The sequence below is a fragment of the Streptococcus sp. FSL L8-0526 genome (genome assembly GCF_038007145.1).
Lineage (GTDB): Bacteria > Bacillota > Bacilli > Lactobacillales > Streptococcaceae > Streptococcus > Streptococcus thermophilus.
This window is the reverse complement of record NZ_JBBOWP010000001.1, coordinates 502,825-523,690: the sequence shown is the minus strand read 5'-3', so window position 1 is coordinate 523,690 and position 20,866 is coordinate 502,825. Positions and strand designations below refer to the sequence as shown.

The 20,866-nt window shown below is 36.5% G+C and carries 17 protein-coding genes and 4 pseudogenes; 8 read left to right on the top strand and 13 right to left on the bottom strand.

Going from position 1 to position 20,866, the window contains the following annotated elements:
• Positions 1 to 18 precede the first annotated feature (18 nt).
• On the bottom strand, positions 19 to 1,380 hold the full coding sequence (gene radA, locus NSQ85_RS02890; protein WP_232997139.1) for a DNA repair protein RadA: 1,362 nt from the start codon (positions 1,378 to 1,380) through the stop codon (positions 19 to 21).
• Positions 1,381 to 1,557: 177 nt separating this feature from the next.
• Complete coding sequence (locus NSQ85_RS02885) at positions 1,558 to 2,004, bottom strand: dUTP diphosphatase (RefSeq protein WP_179972323.1); 447 nt, start codon at positions 2,002 to 2,004, stop codon at positions 1,558 to 1,560.
• A 213-nt stretch (positions 2,005 to 2,217) separates the two neighbouring features.
• On the opposite strand from NSQ85_RS02885, the gene NSQ85_RS02880 reads away from it, so the two are divergent.
• The 6 genes and pseudogenes from NSQ85_RS02880 (at position 2,218) to galU (ending at position 7,640) form a co-directional block, all read left to right on the top strand.
• Complete coding sequence (locus NSQ85_RS02880; protein WP_179972324.1) at positions 2,218 to 2,820, top strand: NADPH-dependent FMN reductase; 603 nt, start codon at positions 2,218 to 2,220, stop codon at positions 2,818 to 2,820.
• A gap of 18 nt (positions 2,821 to 2,838) precedes the next feature.
• A pseudogene (locus NSQ85_RS02875) lies at positions 2,839 to 4,089 on the top strand (NAD(P)H-dependent oxidoreductase).
• A 117-nt stretch (positions 4,090 to 4,206) separates the two neighbouring features.
• A pseudogene (locus NSQ85_RS02870) lies at positions 4,207 to 4,998 on the top strand (formate/nitrite transporter family protein).
• Between the two features lie 8 nt (positions 4,999 to 5,006).
• Entirely contained in the window at positions 5,007 to 5,510 is a 504-nt protein-coding gene (locus tag NSQ85_RS02865; protein WP_340781117.1) for an MptD family putative ECF transporter S component, read from the top strand.
• A gap of 174 nt (positions 5,511 to 5,684) precedes the next feature.
• The gene (locus NSQ85_RS02860) at positions 5,685 to 6,707 is read left to right on the top strand and encodes an NAD(P)H-dependent glycerol-3-phosphate dehydrogenase (RefSeq protein WP_084829235.1); all 1,023 of its coding nucleotides are present in this window, start codon (positions 5,685 to 5,687) and stop codon (positions 6,705 to 6,707) included.
• An 18-nt stretch (positions 6,708 to 6,725) separates the two neighbouring features.
• Positions 6,726 to 7,640 carry a UTP--glucose-1-phosphate uridylyltransferase GalU gene (gene galU / locus NSQ85_RS02855; protein WP_179972326.1) on the top strand — a complete coding sequence of 305 codons (915 nt, stop codon included), beginning with the start codon at positions 6,726 to 6,728 and terminating at the stop codon, positions 7,638 to 7,640.
• A gap of 67 nt (positions 7,641 to 7,707) precedes the next feature.
• Here the strand turns inward: galU and NSQ85_RS02850 are convergent, their stop codons facing one another.
• Complete coding sequence (locus tag NSQ85_RS02850) at positions 7,708 to 9,453, bottom strand: GbpC/Spa domain-containing protein (RefSeq protein WP_340781116.1); 1,746 nt, start codon at positions 9,451 to 9,453, stop codon at positions 7,708 to 7,710.
• Complete coding sequence (locus NSQ85_RS02845; RefSeq protein ID WP_340781115.1) at positions 9,392 to 10,447, bottom strand: GbpC/Spa domain-containing protein; 1,056 nt, start codon at positions 10,445 to 10,447, stop codon at positions 9,392 to 9,394. Before NSQ85_RS02845 ends, NSQ85_RS02850 begins: the two co-directional genes overlap by 62 nt.
• Before the next feature lie 280 nt (positions 10,448 to 10,727).
• On the opposite strand from NSQ85_RS02845, the gene NSQ85_RS02840 reads away from it, so the two are divergent.
• Positions 10,728 to 12,143: a Y-family DNA polymerase gene (locus NSQ85_RS02840; protein WP_340781114.1), complete on the top strand. Its 1,416-nt coding sequence runs from the start codon at positions 10,728 to 10,730 to the stop codon at positions 12,141 to 12,143.
• On the top strand, positions 12,140 to 12,499 hold the full coding sequence (locus NSQ85_RS02835; protein ID WP_048788364.1) for a hypothetical protein: 360 nt from the start codon (positions 12,140 to 12,142) through the stop codon (positions 12,497 to 12,499). The genes NSQ85_RS02840 and NSQ85_RS02835 overlap by 4 nt, the downstream gene beginning before the upstream one ends.
• 111 nt (positions 12,500 to 12,610) lie before the next feature.
• Here the strand turns inward: NSQ85_RS02835 and xerS are convergent.
• The 9 genes and pseudogenes from xerS to NSQ85_RS02790 all read right to left on the bottom strand — a co-directional run bounded on the left by xerS (position 12,611) and on the right by NSQ85_RS02790 (position 20,809).
• Positions 12,611 to 13,684 (bottom strand): annotated as a pseudogene (gene xerS, locus NSQ85_RS02830) (tyrosine recombinase XerS).
• A 446-nt stretch (positions 13,685 to 14,130) separates the two neighbouring features.
• Entirely contained in the window at positions 14,131 to 15,303 is a 1,173-nt protein-coding gene (locus NSQ85_RS02825; protein ID WP_340781113.1) for an MFS transporter, read from the bottom strand.
• A gap of 6 nt (positions 15,304 to 15,309) precedes the next feature.
• Positions 15,310 to 16,053: an arginase family protein gene (locus NSQ85_RS02820; RefSeq protein ID WP_232971806.1), complete on the bottom strand. Its 744-nt coding sequence runs from the start codon at positions 16,051 to 16,053 to the stop codon at positions 15,310 to 15,312.
• Positions 16,050 to 17,147, bottom strand: a complete 1,098-nt coding sequence (locus tag NSQ85_RS02815) for a radical SAM/SPASM domain-containing protein (protein ID WP_011225904.1) — start codon at positions 17,145 to 17,147, stop codon at positions 16,050 to 16,052. Before NSQ85_RS02815 ends, NSQ85_RS02820 begins: the two co-directional genes overlap by 4 nt.
• 214 nt (positions 17,148 to 17,361) lie before the next feature.
• On the bottom strand, positions 17,362 to 17,511 hold the full coding sequence (locus tag NSQ85_RS02810; protein WP_002947897.1) for a KGR family RaS-RiPP peptide: 150 nt from the start codon (positions 17,509 to 17,511) through the stop codon (positions 17,362 to 17,364).
• Positions 17,512 to 17,567: 56 nt separating this feature from the next.
• Positions 17,568 to 18,368, bottom strand: coding sequence for a Fe-S oxidoreductase (locus NSQ85_RS02805; protein ID WP_340781107.1), 801 nt, complete (start codon positions 18,366 to 18,368; stop codon positions 17,568 to 17,570).
• Positions 18,369 to 18,427: 59 nt separating this feature from the next.
• Entirely contained in the window at positions 18,428 to 19,285 is an 858-nt protein-coding gene (locus tag NSQ85_RS02800; protein ID WP_232977658.1) for an Rgg family transcriptional regulator, read from the bottom strand.
• Between the two features lie 311 nt (positions 19,286 to 19,596).
• A pseudogene (tnpA, locus tag NSQ85_RS02795) lies at positions 19,597 to 20,157 on the bottom strand (IS200/IS605 family transposase).
• 322 nt (positions 20,158 to 20,479) lie between these two features.
• A complete protein-coding gene (locus tag NSQ85_RS02790) occupies positions 20,480 to 20,809 on the bottom strand; it encodes a helix-turn-helix domain-containing protein (protein ID WP_232972388.1) in 330 nt (109 codons plus the stop codon).
• Between the last annotated feature and the right edge of the window lie 57 nt (positions 20,810 to 20,866).

Sequence of the window (20,866 nt, the reverse complement as noted above, 5' to 3'; positions counted from 1 at the left end):
CAACTCTGAGCATATCTTTTAAGAAAAGACTTTTTTGAGTACTTCTCCTACCGTTGTGACCCCAATGACCTGAATACCTTCTGGAATCTTCATGCCATGAAGCGAATTTTTAGGAGCATAAATCTTAGTAAAACCTAGTTTAGCGGCTTCATTGATACGCTGTTCAATACGAGTCACACGACGAATCTCTCCGGTCAAGCCAATTTCTCCTACGAAGGCTTCTTGTGGATTGGTTGGAAGCTCCTTGTAACTAGAAACAATAGCAACGGCAACTGCAAGGTCAATAGCTGGCTCGTCCAACTTGACACCACCAGCTGATTTGAGATAGGCATCTTGATTTTGGAGAAGAAGGCTGCAACGTTTCTCTAAGACAGCCATGATAAGGCTGACACGGTTAAAGTCCAGTCCCGTCGTTGTCCGCTTTGCGTTACCAAAGACGGTCGGTGTCACCAAAGCTTGAACCTCAGCTAGGATAGGTCGACTCCCCTCCATTGTGACAACAATGGCAGAACCTGTGGCACCATCTAGGCGTTCTTCTAAGAAAACTTGGCTAGGGTTTAGTACCTCGACCAGACCACCTGACTGCATTTCAAAAATCCCAATCTCATTGGTTGAACCAAAACGGTTTTTAACTGTCCGCAGAATACGGAAGGTATGATGACGTTCCCCCTCAAAATAAAGCACAGTATCCACCATGTGCTCCAACATACGTGGTCCAGCCAGCTGTCCCTCCTTGGTCACATGCCCCACAATAAAAGTGGCAATGTTATTGGTTTTGGCAATCTGCATGAGTTCGGCAGTTACTTCACGAACCTGGGAAACAGAACCTTGAACGCCAGAGATCTCTGGGCTCATGATGGTCTGAATAGAATCAATAATGAGAAAATCGGGTTTGATACTCTCCACTTGACTACGGACTGCCTGCATATTGGTCTCAGCATACAGATAAAATTCGTTATCAATATCACCTAAACGTTCACTCCTCAATTTGATTTGCTCGGCCGATTCTTCCCCAGAAACATAGAGGACAGTTCCCATGTTAGCCAGCTGTGTTGACACCTGTAAGAGGAGGGTCGATTTCCCTATTCCTGGATCTCCTCCAATAAGAACCAAACTCCCCGGAACCACACCGCCACCTAAAACACGGTTAAACTCGTCCATATCGGTTTTTATGCGGGCATAACTAATTGAAGAGACTTCTTTTAACTTAGTAGGTTTGGACTTTTCACCCGTCAAACTGACACGGGCATTTTTAACCTCCTGAACCTCAACCTCTTCCTCGAAAGAGGACCAAGAAGAACAATTGGGACAGCGCCCTAGATATTTGGGTGAATTGTAGCCACATTCTCTACAAACAAAAGTTGATTTTTTCTTAGCTATGATTCTAATCCTTTCCTTTCATGATAAACTCAGACATTGCCATCGACTCCTATAAGCTCTAGTTTTAGCACGATTCTTCCAGAAAAACTCTTTTAAATCCAGATTGGTTAAGCAAGAAGCCCTACGCTGCTCAAAGATATGAGAAGATATAACCAGAAAGCCGGCCGCAAATTTCTTCTATTTTCCAGTTGACCCGAACCCACCAGTTCGAACGCCATCTGCTTCGTCTCCATCAACAATCAAAAAGGGCATAAAGACACCTTGAACTATGCGCTCACCAACTTCAAGAGTCACAGGCTGGTCAGTAATATTTTTCATCTGGGCAAAGATATGTCCTTCATTTTCGGGATTTCCATAGTAATCGCTATCAATAACTCCAACTGAGTTGATTAAGACCAGACCTTTTTTACGAGGGTTAGAGGAACGGTCATAGAGATATAGAACCTCACCAGGTTGCATGTAAGCCTTAACACCTGTTGGTACGAGAACAATTTCCCCAGGAGAAATCACAGTATTCTCCGCAACCTTTAAATCATAGCCAGCTGCATGGGCAGTCTCTCGCTTTGGAAGTAAGTCCTGATTGTTATAGGTTGATACAAGTTCAAATCCACGAATTCTAGTCATTATTTTTCCTTTCAATACATCAGTTAACTAATTCTTGTAAAATCATCTACACTGAATTAAGAAGAATATTTTTTAAATCTATCCTATTATAATCTATTCGAAATAAGATGACAAAAGTAATAGGCTAATCGTATTATCATCAAACGAAGATTGACTTTTATCTAGGAAAACGCTAACATGATACTAGATATAATACTTTTAAGGGGAATTGTCATGAAATTCATCGAACTTGTTGGTACGAATTCAAAACGTTCAACTAATAGACAATTATTGCAATATATTCAGAAGCATTTTGCAGATAAGGCAGAAATTGAACTTGTAGAAATCAAAGATCTTCCTGTCTTTAACAAGCCTGCTAATAAGCAATTGCCAGAAAGTGCACTAGAAATCGCTAAAAAAATCGATGAATCTGATGGTGTCATCATTGGAACACCTGAGTATGATCACTCAATTCCGGCTGTTCTCATGAATGCTTTAGCTTGGCTCTCATACGGAGTTTTTCCCCTTTTGAATAAGCCTGTTATGATTACAGGGGCATCTTATGGAACTCTAGGAGCTTCTCGTGCACAGCTACAACTTCGTCAAATTTTGAATGCTCCAGAAATCAAAGCTAATGTGTTTCCAGACGAATTCTTGCTCTCACATTCCCTTCAAGCTTTTGATAGCAACGGCGATTTAGTTGACCTCGATGTCATCAAAAAATTAGATGCTATTTTCGATGACTTCCGTCTCTATGTCAAAATTACCGGTAAACTCTCACATGCTACAGAGTTACTACATAAAGAAGCTGAAGACTCCAACTGGGAAAGCCTATAAGACAGGAGAATATAAACTATGAAATTTGTTGGACTCGTTGGAGCAAATTATGATCAATCATATAACCGTAAACTTCTCGAATTTATCAGAAGACATTTTAAAATTAAATTTGAACTTGAAGTTTTAGAAATTGATGAAGTCCCTATGTTTAATCAAGATCAAAAATGGGATGAAAGTTTCCAACTTCGCTTACTTAATAACAAAATTACACGCGCTGATGGTGTTATCATAGCTACACCTGAGCACAACCACACTATCTCTGCAGCACTTAAGTCAGTATTAGAATGGCTCTCATTCGAAGTGCACCCATTTGAAAACAAACCAGTTATGATTGTTGGTGCTTCTTACTACGACCAAGGAACTTCACGTGCCCAAGTGCATTTGCGTAAAATCCTTGAAGCACCTGGCGTCAATGCTTATACTCTTCCGTGTAATGAATTCTTGCTTGGAAAAGCCAAAGAAGCCTTTGACCTTGAGGGTAACATTACCAATGAAGGTACTATTAACTTCCTTGAACAATGCTTAGATAATTTCATCCAATACGTAGGAGTGGTTTCTAAATTGAAAAAACCAAAACCAATCGAACCTGAAGACTTGGATTGTGACAAACCAATCGCTACAACTGTTACCGAGGTTGATCCTGACGATCCAGAATGGGTCGAAAAAGTAGCTGAGATCACTGGTGCAGTATCTGGTGATACTTATGTTAAACTAGATCACGGTATTTTGACGGTTAACCAAATTGATATGTTCCTCAAGGCTATGCCGTTTGAATTAACCTACGCCGATGATAACAACCAGTTCCTCTACTACAATAATGCCCGTCAAGATCCTGATACCATGTTCGCTAAACGTGTACCGACTCAATCAGGTAGCCGTATGTCAACAGTTCACGGTTCACTTCCACCAGCTCGTATGAAGAATGTGGAATGGGTTATCGGTACCCTTCGTAACGGCAACCAAGAATATGTGCGTACAATTGTACCTGGTTTGCCTAAAGGTGTTATCAATACGCATAACTATCAAGCTATGTACTATGATGATGGTTCTTATGCGGGAATCAATGAAATCGTCTTTAACTTTAAACCATGACTTGACTGGTATCTCGAAACAACTGGTCAACGCCTTGTCGGAGGAAGCGGTCCTTTTGCACCGGCTGTAACTAGCCATAACGGTAGCGATGCAACATCTGGAGCATCAGACGCTAGTGGTCACGCTGGCGATGCATCGCCAGCCGCAGATGCCACATCTGGAGCGTCCTCATACTAAGACTTGGAAAAGTTGGGACAAAATATCCTAACTTTTTTCATGGTCATCTTAGATTAACATTCACCCGAGCATATGTATCTATTCATGCTCCATGTCACACTACTTAGAGGTAAACTTATGTCTCAATTCCAAGAAAAAGTTTTTGCTGCTTGCGCTAAAAAGAAGCTCTCTTTAACGAAAGTCTTGGTCGCTATGCCTTACGTTCTATGCTTGCAGGCGTTTATCTTACCATGTCAACTGCTGTAGGAATTATTGGCGCTGATATTATTGCTGCAGCTAGCCCAGCTCCTTATCGCTTCGTCTTTGCTTTTATCTTTGCTATCGGATTTGGTATTCGTTCTCATTTTCAACGGAGAGTTAGCCACTTCAAACATGATGTTCCTTACTAGTGGTGCCTATTATGGTAAAATCAGATGGAGTAAGGTTTTTACCATCCTCCTCTACTGTATCTTCTTTAATTTTGTTGGTGCCCTTATCTTGGCCTGGTTTTTCAACCAATCCCTCTCTTTCAATCATCTGACAGATAGGAGTTTCTTGGTAACTGCTGTCTCAACTAAGCTTGGACAAACAGATTGGATGAACTTTACAGAAGGTATTACTGCTAGTATGTTCGTCAACCTTGCTATCTTGAGCTATATGCTCCTCAAAGAAGAGTCTGCCAAGATTTTCATTGCCCTATCAGCTATCTTCATGTTTGTCTTTTTGGTGAATGAACACTTGATTGCAAACTTTACATCTTTCATGTTAATCGGTTTCAACGGTGTCCGTAATGCTGTGGACAATTTCACATTAGCAAATATTCTACATCAGTGGGTGATCGTTTTCTTCGGCAACTGGATTGGTGGCGGTATTTTCATTGGTTTGGCATACTCTTGGCTCAATAAAACCAAAACAACTCACATCGATTAGGAGGCTACATGCGTCAAAAGATATTTATCAAACAAACTTGCCGAGCTTTTCTACTGTATTTTATATGCCTAACCATTGCAGTTGCGATTGATTTAATCTTTTTTAAAGTCAAAAACATGTACCACACACCTGCCTTGGTGGCTATCTTTTCGGGCTGGGTTTATTTAGAGCTAATCCAAAAGACCAAACAATTTGGAGCTGTTACCTGCCTTGGTCTCTTCATGTCCATCTTCTTCTTTGCCTCTGGTCACTTTGTCCTAACCTTCCTTCCAAGTTTGCTGGCTGGCCTTGTCGCTGACTTACTCGTCAAGAAGGGCAACTATGAGAATGATAAAGTAAATCTACTCTCCTATATGGTCTTTTCTCTAGGAAACTTGGCACCTATAGTGACCATGTGGCTAGCTCCTAAAGCCTACAGTGCACAGCTCTTAGCTAAAGGCAAAACACAAGATTATGTAGACCAAGTTATGGTCCCATTCACAGCCAATCATGCTCTAATCCTGATTGGCTGAACTCTTATGACTGCTCTCACTGGAGGCTACATTGCTAAAAATTGTCTAAAAAATAAATAGCCAGCAATCTTCCTAACAGAGCGGACAAGACAAACTCGCTTTTCTTATGCTATAATGAGAAAGAATATAATCTTTTTCTACTTTGTTAGAAAGGACATAAAGGGAGACCGAATGATGAAAAAACAAAAAATCGCTGTCTTGGGTCCTGGTTCTTGGGGAACAGCTCTCGCACAGGTACTCAACGATAACGGACACGAGGTCCGTATTTGGGGAAACATCCCTGAACAAATTGATGAAATCAACGAAAAACACACCAACACCCGCTATTTTAAAGATGTGATTTTGGATGAAAACATTAAAGCCTACAAAGAGCTATCTGAAGCCCTAGATAGTGTTAATGCTATTCTTTTTGTTGTTCCAACTAAGGTCACTCGCTTAGTTGCTAAGCAAGTTGCCGAACTTTTAGACCACAAAGTTGTTGTCATGCATGCTTCAAAAGGTTTGGAACCAGGAACACACGAACGCCTCTCTACAATCCTTGAAGAGGAGATTCCTTCGGAAATGCGAAGTGAGATTGTCGTTGTATCTGGCCCAAGTCATGCTGAAGAAACTATTGTTCGTGATATCACCATGATTACAGCAGCATCTAAGGACCTTGAAATAGCAAGGTATGCCCAAGGTATTTTTAGTAATAGCTATTTCCGTCTCTACACTAACTATGATGTGATTGGTGTTGAAACAGCCGGTGCCCTCAAAAACATTATCGCAGTCGGTGCTGGTGCTCTCCATGGTATGGGCTATGGAGACAATGCTAAGGCAGCCATAATTACTCGAGGACTGGCAGAAATCACTCGTCTTGGTGTAAAACTCGGAGCTGACCCTTTGACTTATAGCGGTCTATCTGGCGTTGGCGACCTCATCGTTACTGGAACTTCTATCCATTCACGTAACTGGCGTGCCGGAGATGCGCTTGGTCGTGGCGAAAAACTAGAAGACATTGAACGTAACATGGGTATGGTTATCGAAGGAATTTCAACCACTAAGGTTGCCTACGAAATTGCTCAAGAACTTGGCGTCTACATGCCAATTACAACAGCAATCTACAAATCTATCTATGAGGGTGCTGATATCAAGGAATCTATTCTCAATATGATGTCCAATGATTTGCGCTCTGAAAATGAATGGGATAAAAAATAAAAAATCTAGGGAGTTCTCATGAAGAATCAAAAAGTTAGAAAAGCTATCATCCCCGCTGCAGGACTCGGAACACGTTTTTTACCAGCTACTAAAGCATTGGCCAAAGAAATGTTGCCAATCGTTGACAAACCAACCATCCAATTTGTCGTTGAAGAAGCTCTTAAGTCTGGTATTGAAGATATCTTGGTTGTTACCGGTAAATCAAAACGCTCTATCGAAGACCATTTTGACTCAAACTTCGAATTAGAATATAACTTGGAACAAAAAGGTAAGACTGACTTGTTGAATTTGGTTAATGACACCACTTCTATTAATCTCCACTTTATCCGTCAAAGTCACCCACGTGGTCTCGGAGATGCTGTTCTCCAAGCCAAAGCATTTGTCGGAAATGAACCTTTTGTTGTCATGCTTGGTGACGACCTCATGGATATTACTAACGACAAAGCGGTACCTTTGACTAAACAACTTATCAACGATTATGAGGAGACACATGCATCTACTATTGCGGTTATGTCTGTTCCTCATGAAGAAGTCTCTGCTTATGGTGTAATCGCTCCTCAGGGTAAAGGCGAAAATGGGCGTTACAGCGTTGAAACTTTCGTTGAAAAACCAAATCCAGAAGATGCACCAAGTGATCTTGCTATCATCGGACGTTACCTTTTAACACCTGAGATTTTCGGTATCTTAGAAAATCAAGAACCAGGTGCTGGGAATGAAGTCCAATTGACTGATGCTATCGATACTCTTAACAAAACACAATGCGTCTTTGCTCATGTATTTACAGGAGATCGTTATGATGTCGGTGACAAATTTGGCTTTATGAAGACGTCTATTGATTACGCACTTAAACACCCTCAAATTAAAGATGACCTTAAGCAATACCTTATTGAATTGGGCCACAAACTTGAAGGCAAACCCACTAAAAAAGACTAGTATAAAATCCATCGAATCTAATGATATACTCCCCTTATAGTGGACAGTGAAAAAATAAAAATTTTCACTAGAAACTATAAGGGGAGTATATCATGTTAACTACAGGTTTAATGATTTTTTTATTAATAGTTCTAGGTACTGTTTTAGTGACAAGAGTTTTAGTAGCATTCCAAACTTTTGTGGATGTCTTCTTGACAGACTGTATCACAGGTTTGATAAATTTATTATTTATTTTTTGAACTTTGTTAACTACAGGTTTAATGACTTTTTTGTTAACAGTTTTAGCCACTGCGGAAGCAGTTGTCTTTAGTGGATGTTTTAGAAATTTGTCAATGTTCCCATCATAAAGAACCGTATCAAGTTTATGAATGTTCTTTCCAATATCCTTATTTTTCCCTTTAAAGACAGAGTAAAATAAGGCGCCTACCCCGCCTACTGTTAGAAAAGCTGAGACAATCTCCATAAAGGAGGCTAGTTGCGCTTCTCCCTTGTCTTTTCCTTGATTTTTCCCATAAATTTCTAAAAAAAGCTGTTTGCGTTTACTATCTAAATCTTTCTGTCCATAATACTTTAAGATACGCTCATCGAGGGGTAAATCTTTGTAGTCAGGATGTCTAGCTAAAATAATGGCATCCATATCAGTAAAAATATCTGTTTCAGGCATTGAGGTTAACAAATCTCCGACCAATGAATTCTGTTGAAGAATGTTATTCCTCATATTGTCATTATTGTAAATCTCAAATAATGGATTTGAACCTAGAAAAGAAGGATATAGAAGTGAACGAGAGGACACATATTTCATGGCTTCATCAGAAAATTTTTGTTGTTCTAAAGAAGCTAGCGTTGTCATAACATGTGCAAAATCGATTTTACCGTCAGAATGGTTTTTCCGTATTGTTGTTTTCACATTATCTGGAATATCGAGTGTCGCTCCTTTATACGTGTTATAAAGGTTTTGTAGAAAGTCTTCACGATATGAAGGAGAAGCTAGCGTTAAGGCAATATCTCTATTTATAGCATTTGTATTATTGCCATTTTTCTTCTTGGCCTCCTCCCCAATTTTTTTAATAAAAGCAATCAAGTCGGTCTGTTGAGGTCCATCTTCGAGAGTGTTAATAATTCCTGTATTAATACCAAACCAATCTTTCTCCTTAGAAACTGAGTTTTTCTTTGGTATTTGTGTTTCTATAGAAGAGCTCTCTTTCACTGAAGGTTGTGTTGCAATTGTTGGATTTGGAAGAGTTACCGTATAGGTCGGGGTTACTGTTCTTGTGATGACTTGTCCTGACCCAAAGTTTGGCTTGGCATAGGTATAAAGTCTTGATACAACATTGTTTTGTCGCTGATAAGTTGGGGTTATAGTAACCTTCGGAGAAGACTTCTGAGTAGGCTTTTTAGGTGTATTATCTTTCTGAGGAGTTGGAGCTGATTTAGGAACCACTTTATTGTTGTGGTATAAGATAATAGGGGTAAGAATTGCATGGGGCTTCTCAACTTTTTTAGGAGCGATTGGTTTTGCCATAAAAGCAGGGGCTGTTGGTGGTGTTGGAGGATTTAAAATGCCGCCTTTAACCTTAACATCTGAGTTAAACGCAAACCAATCCGCAAAGCCATTGGAATTTCCAAAATGAAAACGGATCCTCTCAGTTGATTTTCCGACAATAGCTCCGATGTAAGCATCTGGACTGGTTTCACTATCCCAATCGCTAGCTAAGGATGCTTGAGGAACAGAACTATAATTTAATGCATAATTATCTTGAACAGTAATAGTTGAACCATTTAATGGGGATAAATCTTCCGTTGTAGTTCCCAACAAATTCTCCCTCACCATTCAGGGAATTGATGCTGGCAAAACTAGTTAAAGCGTAATTGTCTTTAGTAGGCAAAATTTCTTTACCAGCGGCATCATAGAACTGGACTGTCATCTCCATCTCAAAGGAACTTTGAGTAACGCCATCTTTGTTGTAGATATGCGTATAAGAAGTGACAGTAGGGTCATCAATAGCTTGAAAAATCACCTTACCAGAATAGTGGGTCGTATCAATGAGACGATAAGTAAAACGAACTCTTTTTAATTGATAACCCGAAAAACTTGAATGCTCAAGGTTAGAATAATCTACCACGACGGTATCGCCAATATCCATCAAGGCAGTATTCCATCTTCCTGTTGTGATAACGGTTTGACCTGGTGCATAGGCAGTAACCGTCCCAGGATCCATCCAACCGTGACTATCCTTAACGACCGTCTCTAAAATCTCATCAGGAATAATATTACCCGTAAAGGTCTGAGTGGCATTTGGCTCGGAACGAAAAATGAGGTTCTGAGCTAAAACTTCAGGAAGGTACCCCGTTTTGTTGGTGTTTCCTAAAGCAGTATTGTAGTCTTCATCATAACGGGCTTTAGCCAGATTATATGTTTTTTGATCAATGTTATATTGGTGGACCTTCTTTTGATAATCCTGATATTTAACGAACTCATCCTGATAGTCTTGTTCTTGCTTTTGATAGTTTTGATAATCTTGTTCGGCCTTTTGATAAGCGGACTTTGCTTCTCGGTACTCTTTGGTGACCTCGTTGACCATTTCTATCTGCTCAGTATAATCAGCCTTAGCTTCTTGAGTTGTATCGAAGGTTTCCTCTTTGGTTTCAAGAGCAGTGATACCTTCAGTAACTGCTTCAGAGATGGCTTGATTCAATTGGCTACTATCAGTATAATTGTGTGATGTTTCAGCCGTTGTTGCTTCATCTGTTGTCGCCACAGCATCTGTGGCAGGTGTTGTCGGTGGTGTCGTTATTTCTTCAGCCAACACTTACGGTGTAAGTAATAACAAACTACTGAATAAGCCAATCCCTAAGGATTGGTAATGCTTACGTTTCATAACTCTCCTTTCTAAATTCCTTGTATTATACCATTAATTTTAGAAAGCTTAAAAAATCCTTAACCATAAAGTTATATAACCATCATCATCTAGTTCAAGCTCTACGAAAGCAACTGTTAAATCTATTGGTAATATCGTATCACTTGAAAACCTCACCAAATTAGTCTATACTTTTTGTTAGCTTATAAACTAACAAAAGAGGTGGCACATGGGATATTTTGATTATTCAAGAGAGCCAAGAAGCGATATCGCTTTTATCGATATGAAGTCTTTTTATGCTAGCGTCGAATGTGTTGAGAGAGGACTACATCCTTTAAAGACTTTTTTATGTGTTATGAGTAGAGCTGATAACTCTGCAGGTCTTATCCTTGCTTCTTCACCGATATTTAAGAAAGTGTTTGGAAAATCAAATGTTGGAAGAGCATACGACCTCCCTTTTGATGTTCAAACAAGAAGGTTCTCGTATTACAATGCCAAGAGACAAGGACTGAGAACAGATCCAGAATACGTGCGATTCATTGAAGATTGGGCAAAAGTGACTTTCATCGTTCCTCCTAGAATGGACGAATATATCTCAGTTAATATGGAAATCCAAGGCATTTTTCAAAACTATGGTAGTCCTAACGACATTTACCCTTATTCTATAGACGAGGGCTTTATTGACCTGTCTAGTTCTCTTAATTACTTCGTGCCAGAAAAACAGTTGTCGCGAAAACAAAAGCTCGACCTTATTTCTGCGAGGATCCAGAGAGACATCTGGAGACAAACTGGCATCTATTCAACCGTTGGTATGTCAAACGCTAACCCCTTACTTGCTAAACTTGCCCTTGATAATGAAGCAAAGAAAACACCAACCATGAGAGCTAATTGGTCCTATGAGGACATGGAGCAGAAGGTATGGTCTATTCCAAACATGACAGATTTCTGGGGTATCGGTAAAAGAATGGAGAAACGCTTCAACACATTAGGTATCTACTCAATCAAAGACTTGGCAAATGCTAACCCAGATATCTTGAAGAAAGAGCTAGGAGTAACTGGTCTTCGATTATGGTTTCATGCTAATGGTATTGATGAAAGTAACGTTCATAAACCCTATAAACCAAAATCAAAAGGTCTAGGCAACTCCCAGGTTCTTCCTAGAGACTATTTTAGACAACGAGATATTGAAATTGTCCTTAGAGAGATGGCCGAGCAAGTTGCTATCCGACTGAGAAAGATAGGCAAAAAAGCGACTGTTGTTTCAATACACCTTGGCTACTCTAAGCATGAGAACAAGCGTTCTATCAATACCCAAATGAAAATTGAACCAACGAATAACACCGACATGCTGACAAACTATGTCCTGAAGTTATTCCATAATAAATACACTTCAGGAGCAATCCGAAGTGTAGCAGTTAATTATTCTGATTTTGTAGATGAATCTTTTGGTTTAATCTCACTGTTCGATGATGTCGAACAAATCGAAAAAGAAGAAAGGCTCCAGACAGCAATAGATTCTATCAGAGACCAATTTGGTTTTACCTCTCTGCTAAAAGCTAATGCACTTGATAGTGCATCGAGGAGTATTGCCAGAAGTAACCTCATCGGAGGACATTCAGCTGGAGGATTGGATGGTTTAAAATGATTGATCGTTCCTATTTACCATTTCAAGCAGCAAGAGAATATCAGGACCCTGGGATGCAGAAGTGGATGGGGTTCTTTCTGTCCGAGCATACCTCATCATTACATGCTGCTAAATATCGTGTTGATTTCTCAACAGACTTAAGTAAGCCTCAGAAACTCTTATTACTTTCTCAACTCTATGCCAACCAACTTAAAGGGCAGTTCACTATCAAACATCGTGATAAAAAAGTGACTTTATTTGGCGAAGTGAGAGAACTGTCTCGTAATGAAATATCAATAAAGACTAGTGAAGGGTATAGATTAGTCCAACTCGACAATATCCTTCAAATTCAGCTTTTGGAAAATCATATTCACTAAAAAAGCAACAACCTATATTATGTAGTTGTTGCTTTTTAACTAGAACTCTTAAGCCTATACATATATATTGTACTATGTATCGTGTATAGCTAAAATAGAAGTGACTATAAACTACAAGTCACTCAGTGCTTCCTTAGTTGTCTCTGCAGCTACGTGTGCATAAACCTCTACCATTGCAGTCCCCTTGTGTCCCAATTGTTGGGAGACCAGGAGACTATCTTTTGTTTGCTCATATAGACGTGTCGCAAGTGTGTGTCGCAGTTTGTGAGGAGTAGTAGGCTTACCATAGGCGGTAGATAACTTCTTCACCAAAAGCTCAACAGAACGTGTGCCAAGCCTTGCAGGCACTTTATTCTGAGTCGTTAAGAAGAATGCTTTATCTGAATCATTTGCTGAGTAGCGTCCCTTCCTAATTTATAAATAACGCTCGATATAAGGTATGCCAAATGGAGCGATATTTACAACGTCCTTTTTCCCACCTTTTCGAATAACTGTAATTGTTCTTGTGGCTAGATTGACATCTTGCATATCTAGGTTCACTAATTCAGATAACCGGACTCCAGTAGAAAGTAGAAGTGCTATGACAGCAAGATCACGCTCTTTATTTTTGACAAAGGATACCTGGGCACGTTTTGAGATTTTCTTTTCATGTTCATTATCGATATAGTCCAAGAAAGCCTGTGTATCATTTAAAAAGAGTTTTTCTTTCATGTTATCAGCACGACTAGCCAAGGTATCTTTAGGTTTCTTGATTTTGACCTTAACCATGACATTTCGGTAAAAATAAGGCTCACCCTCGTCATCCTCAGTTTCTTGAGTAAGATACTTAAACAAACTTGAGAGAGCATCCTTAGTCCGAACAATGCTGACTTCAGAGATTGAACGACGCTCAGTATTTTCACGAAGATAGACAAAATAAGCTTCGATAATAGACTTTGGTAAATGGGCCAGCTCATCAATATGAACATCGGCAATCGTATCATAATCTGCGTATCGTGCGGTTTTACCCAATTTCTCATGATCTCTAATCAACCATTCAAAAAATCGTCTATATTCCTTTAAGTACTCATACAGTGTCTTATAGCTATATGGAATTACGAGCTTTGCTTGATAATATTCCTTAACATACCAAGGCATAATCTCAAGCAACCCGTTTATATTTTTCATTAGTGTTTTTTGTTTCATATCAGCCTCAAATCTAACAATTTTCTTGTTAGTAGTAGTTTATCATAGCTAACATGTGTATTCAACAAATACTTGTTTTCCGAACATATGTATAGTTCCCTATGTTAATAGGAAATGTTATCTCTGGGACGTATGATATCATTGAATCAATCTTCCCATGGTCTCTAATTCACTTCTATCTCACAGAGACTTTTTCTTAGTTATTGGTGACATTAAAATTTTATATTAGTGCCTACCGCTAACTAGGATTACCCCTAGTTTTTTAACTATAATCCCTCACACACTCAATTTTAGGGAGTATAAAGTAAAACATTACTAAAAAATCATCTATTGACGTCAATGCAATAATGCAGACTAGGTGACTAAAAAAAGACAGACACTCAAAATAGCGTTTGTCTACTTTATAAATTAACTATCTCATTTGCTTGTTTTCTGATTTATAAATATTACTTATCAATGCTTAGTTTTTTGAGGTTTACAAACACACAATAACACAGAAGAATAAACAGAGCAAAAACAGCAAGACTTCTGAAAACTAAAACAAGATGACTACTTAAAAAGGCAAAACTTCCTATTACTAAAACAGCAATGCCTGAAAATACAGAATGTAAGGTCTCCGAGTAAATATATAGTTTCTGTAATTCTTTCATGTTAAGTGACAACTGAAAATAATTGGTTTCGATTATCCCCATCATTGTCTGACCTATCGCTAGAAAAACATAACTCATTAGTACTGTATAAATGTTCGAAGATGTACTAAATAAAAGTAGATATAGAACATAAAATGAAAGACCTAAGGCGAAAGCTTTCATATGAGAACTTATTTGTTTCACGAAGCTAAGAAGGAAGCTTATTACTAAGAATGAAACTGCTAAAAATGATAAGGAAAAGGAATACATAGAATCACTAATACCGAGATACTTTGTTAAATAAACAACTTCATAAGTATCATAAACAACTCCAATTGATCCCACAATAACTCCAGATAATAGAACTAATGCAATTTTTTTGGATCTCAGAATGTTAAATAATGTAATGTTTAAATTTTGTTTTTTTCTTTCTTCTTTCAAATTTAAAGTCGAAATATTTGGTAAAAATAAAAGACTAGTAGCTCCCACTATCAAAAGAAGAGCATAAACTGCAAACAATAAAAAGTGACTTTTATTAATAAATAAACCAACAAACAACGGTGCTAAAAAATAAGATACTGAACCAATGCTTGTATACCTAGCGTTAAACTTAATCAATGAATCCTTGTCTATAATAATTGGTACACAACTATATAATAAACTGGAAAACAATACATTGACAACCTCAATTATGAATACAACTAATAGGACAATTATATGGTTTAATCCAAAACCTAGTAAGAAAAGTAAGATTGCCTTTGTAATTTCTAACAGAATAAGCAGGTATTTTCTGCTCAGTTTACTATTTGAGATATTAATCCTATTTGTAACTATTGCAGCTAAACACTTTACCACCCAAAAATACATAACTAATTGCACAGAAATTCTAGACAATAGAATGTTGATCAAGATAGTATAACCATACTCTGAGATTAACGATGAGAAACGATTAAAATAAATACTCAATGCTGCATATTTTTTTATTTTCAATATTTCCTATATCCTCCTTAATTTTGATTTAACAAATTGAATTATTTGGTAAAAAATGTGAGCATTATCACTTCCAACCATCGGATTGTATTCAACTATATCACAAAAATATACCTTATCAGAACATAAAATTTTGGAAATTATTCCAAGAAAATCGTTCATTTGAAATCCTCCAATAATAGGATATGATACTGAATCAAAAACAGATGGATCCAAAACATCAATGTCTATTGATAAGTAAATATCTTTTGACTCATCAATATAACTATCTAACTTTTTCAAAACTCTACTCTTATTTAACCAATACTCCTCCATTGAGAGGATGATTATTTTATTATCAAATGAACTAGGAAACTCAAAATTCCTTTCCCCGATGATAATTATTTTTTCAAAAATATCGGTTAAAAAACTTAAAAAATTCCAATTTTTTACAACACTTTCAAAGTCTTTGAAGTAATCTAAATGAGCATCTAAAACAATTAAATATGCTCCCTCTCGAACAGTGGCCTTTGCTAATAGATAAGTAACTGAGTGATCTCCTCCTAAAGCAATCTGAACTTTAGATTCAGCAATAGTTCGACTTAGACTTTCTAAATCAATAGAAAATAAATCTTGGTTACCTAAATTAATTGTAATTATATCAGAATCTTTCCTATCATATAACATCGCTTCTTGATAATATTTTGTGGGAGCAAATCTCGCTCCTGGAATTCTACTTGCACCATCATAAATAATAGATAATATTTTCATAAACTCATTGACTTTGGCTTAATCCCAGTTAAATTATATGCTAACTTGCACTCCTGTATATCGGGACTCCCAATAGAACCTCCGAAAAACTGAGCTCGACTTCTACACCCACCTTGACAAACATAATTTGCAGGGCATTCATTATAATACTTACATCGTACATTTCGAATATGATTGAAGAACTTCGAATTAATCCAAATATCATTTAAAGTCTTTTCATTAATGTTACCTCCACAAAATTTAGTGGAAGATAATGTCGGACAAAATCCAACATCACCTGACGAATTTATAAACACATAAGAATTGCCAGCACCACAATAAAATGATTCAAATGTGGATTCGGATATATTATTACAATTTGCTTGAATATTGGGAATACACAAAATAGCATTATTGAATTCTTCATCACTAATTGATAGTCGATTATTCCTTTCAAAAGGTAAAAACCTATCAAAAGCATATTTCACATCTAATCGATCAAACAACTCCAAAAAATACTTCACTCCACTAATATTCTTGTTATTCAAAACAACATTAACAGTAACAGGTACTCCTAAACTCCTAAAATATTCAATATTCTTAATTGTTCTCTTAAATGTACCTCTTCCTCTAATTGAATCATGTATTGTTTCATTCCAACCATCTAAACTAACTTTTAGTCTTATACCATCATATCTTTGAATCAATATTTTAAAATCTTCAGGAATATATACAGCATTTGTAAAAATTGTTGTACACATTCCCTCTTTTAATACTTCCTCGATAATTTCACTTAATCCCTGTAATAATAATGGTTCGCCTCCAGTGAAATCAACATCCATTACTCCTAGCTGCTTAGCTTCATATACTATACTTGAAATTTTCTTTCTATCGAGCTCCTTTGAATAATCAGGTAAATAACAATGCATACATCTTAGGTTACATTTGTTCGTGACCTCAATCTGTATCACTTTTAATGGTATTTTCGTTGAAAATTCAACAATTTTAGTGTTGGTCTTAGAGAGTGATATTTCATTGTTATTTAGAAAATCTATAACATTTTTTATTACCTGACTCTTTGAATCAGAAAACTTTTTCAATGAAAATTGGTACATAAATTTTAAAGCTAAAAATGTAGCTTAAAAATGTAGCTAAATTTAATGAAAATAGTTTATTATTCCTATTATTCCTGAGTATTCCTTGCTTATTGTACCAATTAAAAAAATCGAGTAAACATTGCTCGTCATATTAATTCCCTGCAATCTTCCAAAAATATTAATATAAAAACCAAAGGATTAGAGATAGACTCTAATCCTACAATCAGTTCTATCAGACAGACGGTGGGCAACGACCTTTGAGTCCATCAATCAACTCTGTAGCAACAGAAGGTTTAATTTCCATAATGTCAATAGATAGACCGCTAGAAACAACTTCTTCTTCTGCTAATTCAATTTGTGCAATAGCATCACTAACTTGCATCGTAATATCCTCTATTTATTTAAGAATCAATAAGTACCCATAACAAATCATAGAAATCATTCTTTATCTATAAAATTTAGCTGAAAATGCTTTGAAATTGTCTTATTAAACTGATTTGCAATAATAAAGTATATGTTATCTGTTCGTATATATGATATTTTTTTATAAACATCTTCACAAACTCTCTTGTAAAGATTCCAAAATTGATTTGCTTGTGAACTTGTATAAGATAAGGGTATACTTCCCCATCTAAAATCTAAATAATATATATACCATTTTTCATATTCTTTAAACTCTGTAGTGCCATCGGCAGTCTTTGTTCGATAATACTCTGATAAAGTGTTTTTAAAATCGTTTTGATACTCAATCTCATATTTCAGCCTTTCCTCTGAAACATGCAAAGACGGACTAAAAACTGGCACCCCAGTTTTAATATATCGTAAAACTACATCCTCTATATCCTTGTACCTCTGCCCCTCACCAAGGTTCAGTTGAAATGTCGGACAAGGAGTAAAAGAAACAATATAGAAGTTCTGAATTTTCTTAATATGAAAAGGATATAATTCACAAGTTAATGGCTTGTTCATGCCTAAATCATTTATCGTACAACCCAATTCAGAATGAAACCAGCACTTTTTACCACAACTCAACAATGAAACACTATCATCACTAACAATAAAATCTTTAAGATACGTGCGTTTTAGAAAACTTGCTGTCTTTGCATCAAGTAATAAAGAATTATTCACATGACAACAAGATCCTCTACACTTTTCACAATTATAAGAGATAATATCATCTAGAAACATATAATGAATGATATCTTCTGAAATCTGTTCAGGAAATTTAATAATTCTCATATCAATAATATATCATTTAATTTTGACACTGATAATTTATACCATATACACAAATCCAACTACATTTTTAACACTCCAGATAAATGATTTTCAAATTTTATAGCTAAATTCTCACTATTAGCCAGCTTCATTGCAGCAATACACTTCTTCATTTCTAGAATAGCTTTATTGCTCCTATTCTTCTTTAATTCATATAAATTTTTTGAATAATGAAACACTAATTTCTCGTAAATCTCACTTTCCGTAAAACAACTATGATTTAACTGTTTTTCAAAATACAACGCATCAATATACTCATCTCTTTCAATACTTATGATATAACAATTTAATAGCATTGTTGAGTGTAACCTTCGGTAGTTTGGTAAATCCTTGTAAAATTCTGAACGTTTACACATTTCTCTTGATAAAAGCATCATTGTTTGATGATTCAATACATCTACAGTATTCGCAAATAACAGTAGTTCGTAACAACCCCAATATTCTACAGAGAATAGGTAGTCTGATAAATATTGGATATCAGATTCATCATAGTAACTTTTGTCTGATAAGTCCTGTAAACGAATTTTTATTAAAATAGTATTTAGAGTATAAAAAGTCTCACGCTTTTCGATTTTTTCTACTTGAGAGATTAATAACTTTTCCATACCTGACACGTTCCTTGCTGAAACAAATAAACTAATCTTTTCTAAGATTTCATTAAACTCATCTCTCTGAAAGTCGTTTGCTGCATACATAAACTCATCAATAGGCATATTTATTGCATTTAAAGCTGACATAAACTTACTAATTGTCAAATCTGTATTTTCACGTTCAAAGCGGGAAATATGAGATACTGATACGCCTAACTTTGCAATATCTTTTAAGACTAATCCCCTAGACTCTCTAAATTTCTTAAATAATTTTCCATAATTTTTCATAAAAAGCACCTCTTTTGCATATACGAGAATTTCCCAGATAAACTTAAAAGTATTATATCATATAGTGAGATAGGAGGTTAATTTCTATGAATAAAGAAAGTTTTTTAGCTATCTTACTTCTAATTTTTGAAAGCATTATTGTAATTGCTGTTGGCTAAACAAATAGAAAATCATAACCACCCGTCTAACGGGTGGTTTGATCAAGGGCTATAAGCCCATAATACCAGCCAGCGCCTAAAGACGCTGGCTTTCACTTTGTTCAAGCCTTATTGCTTTTGACTCGTCACAAGCCTCTCAAAGAGGCATTCGCATTACTTACTATTATCCCTGAAGGGATTTTCATATTCTTTTACGCTTAATTTGTCCAAAGCGATATCATGCTTCTCTTGTTCCTGAATATATTTCTTAATTGTGGCTTCATTAAGTCCTACCGTACTTACATAATAACCTTCTGCCCAAAAATGTCTGTTACCAAATTTATATTTTAAATTGGCGTGTTTATCAAACATCATCAATGCACTTTTACCTTTTAAATATCCCATAAAACTAGCTACACTCATTCATGGTGGAATACTCACTAGCATATGAACATGTTCTGGCATTAAGTGGCCTTCTATTATTTCAACGCCTTTATATTGGCTTAGTCTATGAAAAATCTCTCCCAGACTACTCCTAAGCATATGAACATGTTCTGGCATTAAGTGGCCTTCTATTATTTCAACGCCTTTATATTGGCATAGTCTATGAAAAATATCTCCCAGACTACTCCTATATTGATTATAGATTATTTTTCGTCTATACTTAGGTGTAAATACAATGTGGTACTTACACATCCATTTTGTATGTGATAAACTGTGAGCTTTTTGCGCCATAGTCTTAACTCCTTCCGCTTTACAATTGGCTTGAACACCTATATTGTAACTCGTTTGGAGTTTTTTTGTTATGACGGTATAACCTTCGATGCGCACCCGCATAGCGGGTGGTTTATTTGTTTCCCACCTTTGGAGCGAAACGGACTTAAAGTCACATAATAAAGACACCACAAAAGTTAGACTTTCGATGTCTAACTTTTGTGGTGTAGTTAAGGTATGATGTTGTTCTCTAACAAGGGTATAATATAAAAAAGACTCTATGATTTCTGTAGTAGGTAAAACCACTATAGAGATTATAGAGCTTTTTGAGTGTATACAAAAACTAGTTCTTTATTGGAACAAAGTCAACAACTAATCTAGTATTGGTTGCAGCGGCAATTTCTTCCAATGTTTTATATGTTGGATTAGCGGTGCCATTCTCTATACGTCCGATACTAGCCTGACTTTTTCCCATACGATCAGCGAGTTCTTGCTGAGTTAAATTGATGTTTTCTCTTAATTGTTTAATTTTATGCGATAGCTTTATACACTCGATTTCATCGTTATAGTGCTGTAGAATTTCAGGTTCCTGTTGACTCCTTTCTGCCAAGTATGAAGCAAGAAACCCGTTTCTATCCACTTTATCTAGCGGTGTAAGTGTGATTTCTTTCATGAACATTTCTCCTTAATATATAGTCCAATTTCTCACTAAACTTTTCAGTCCAGTTTT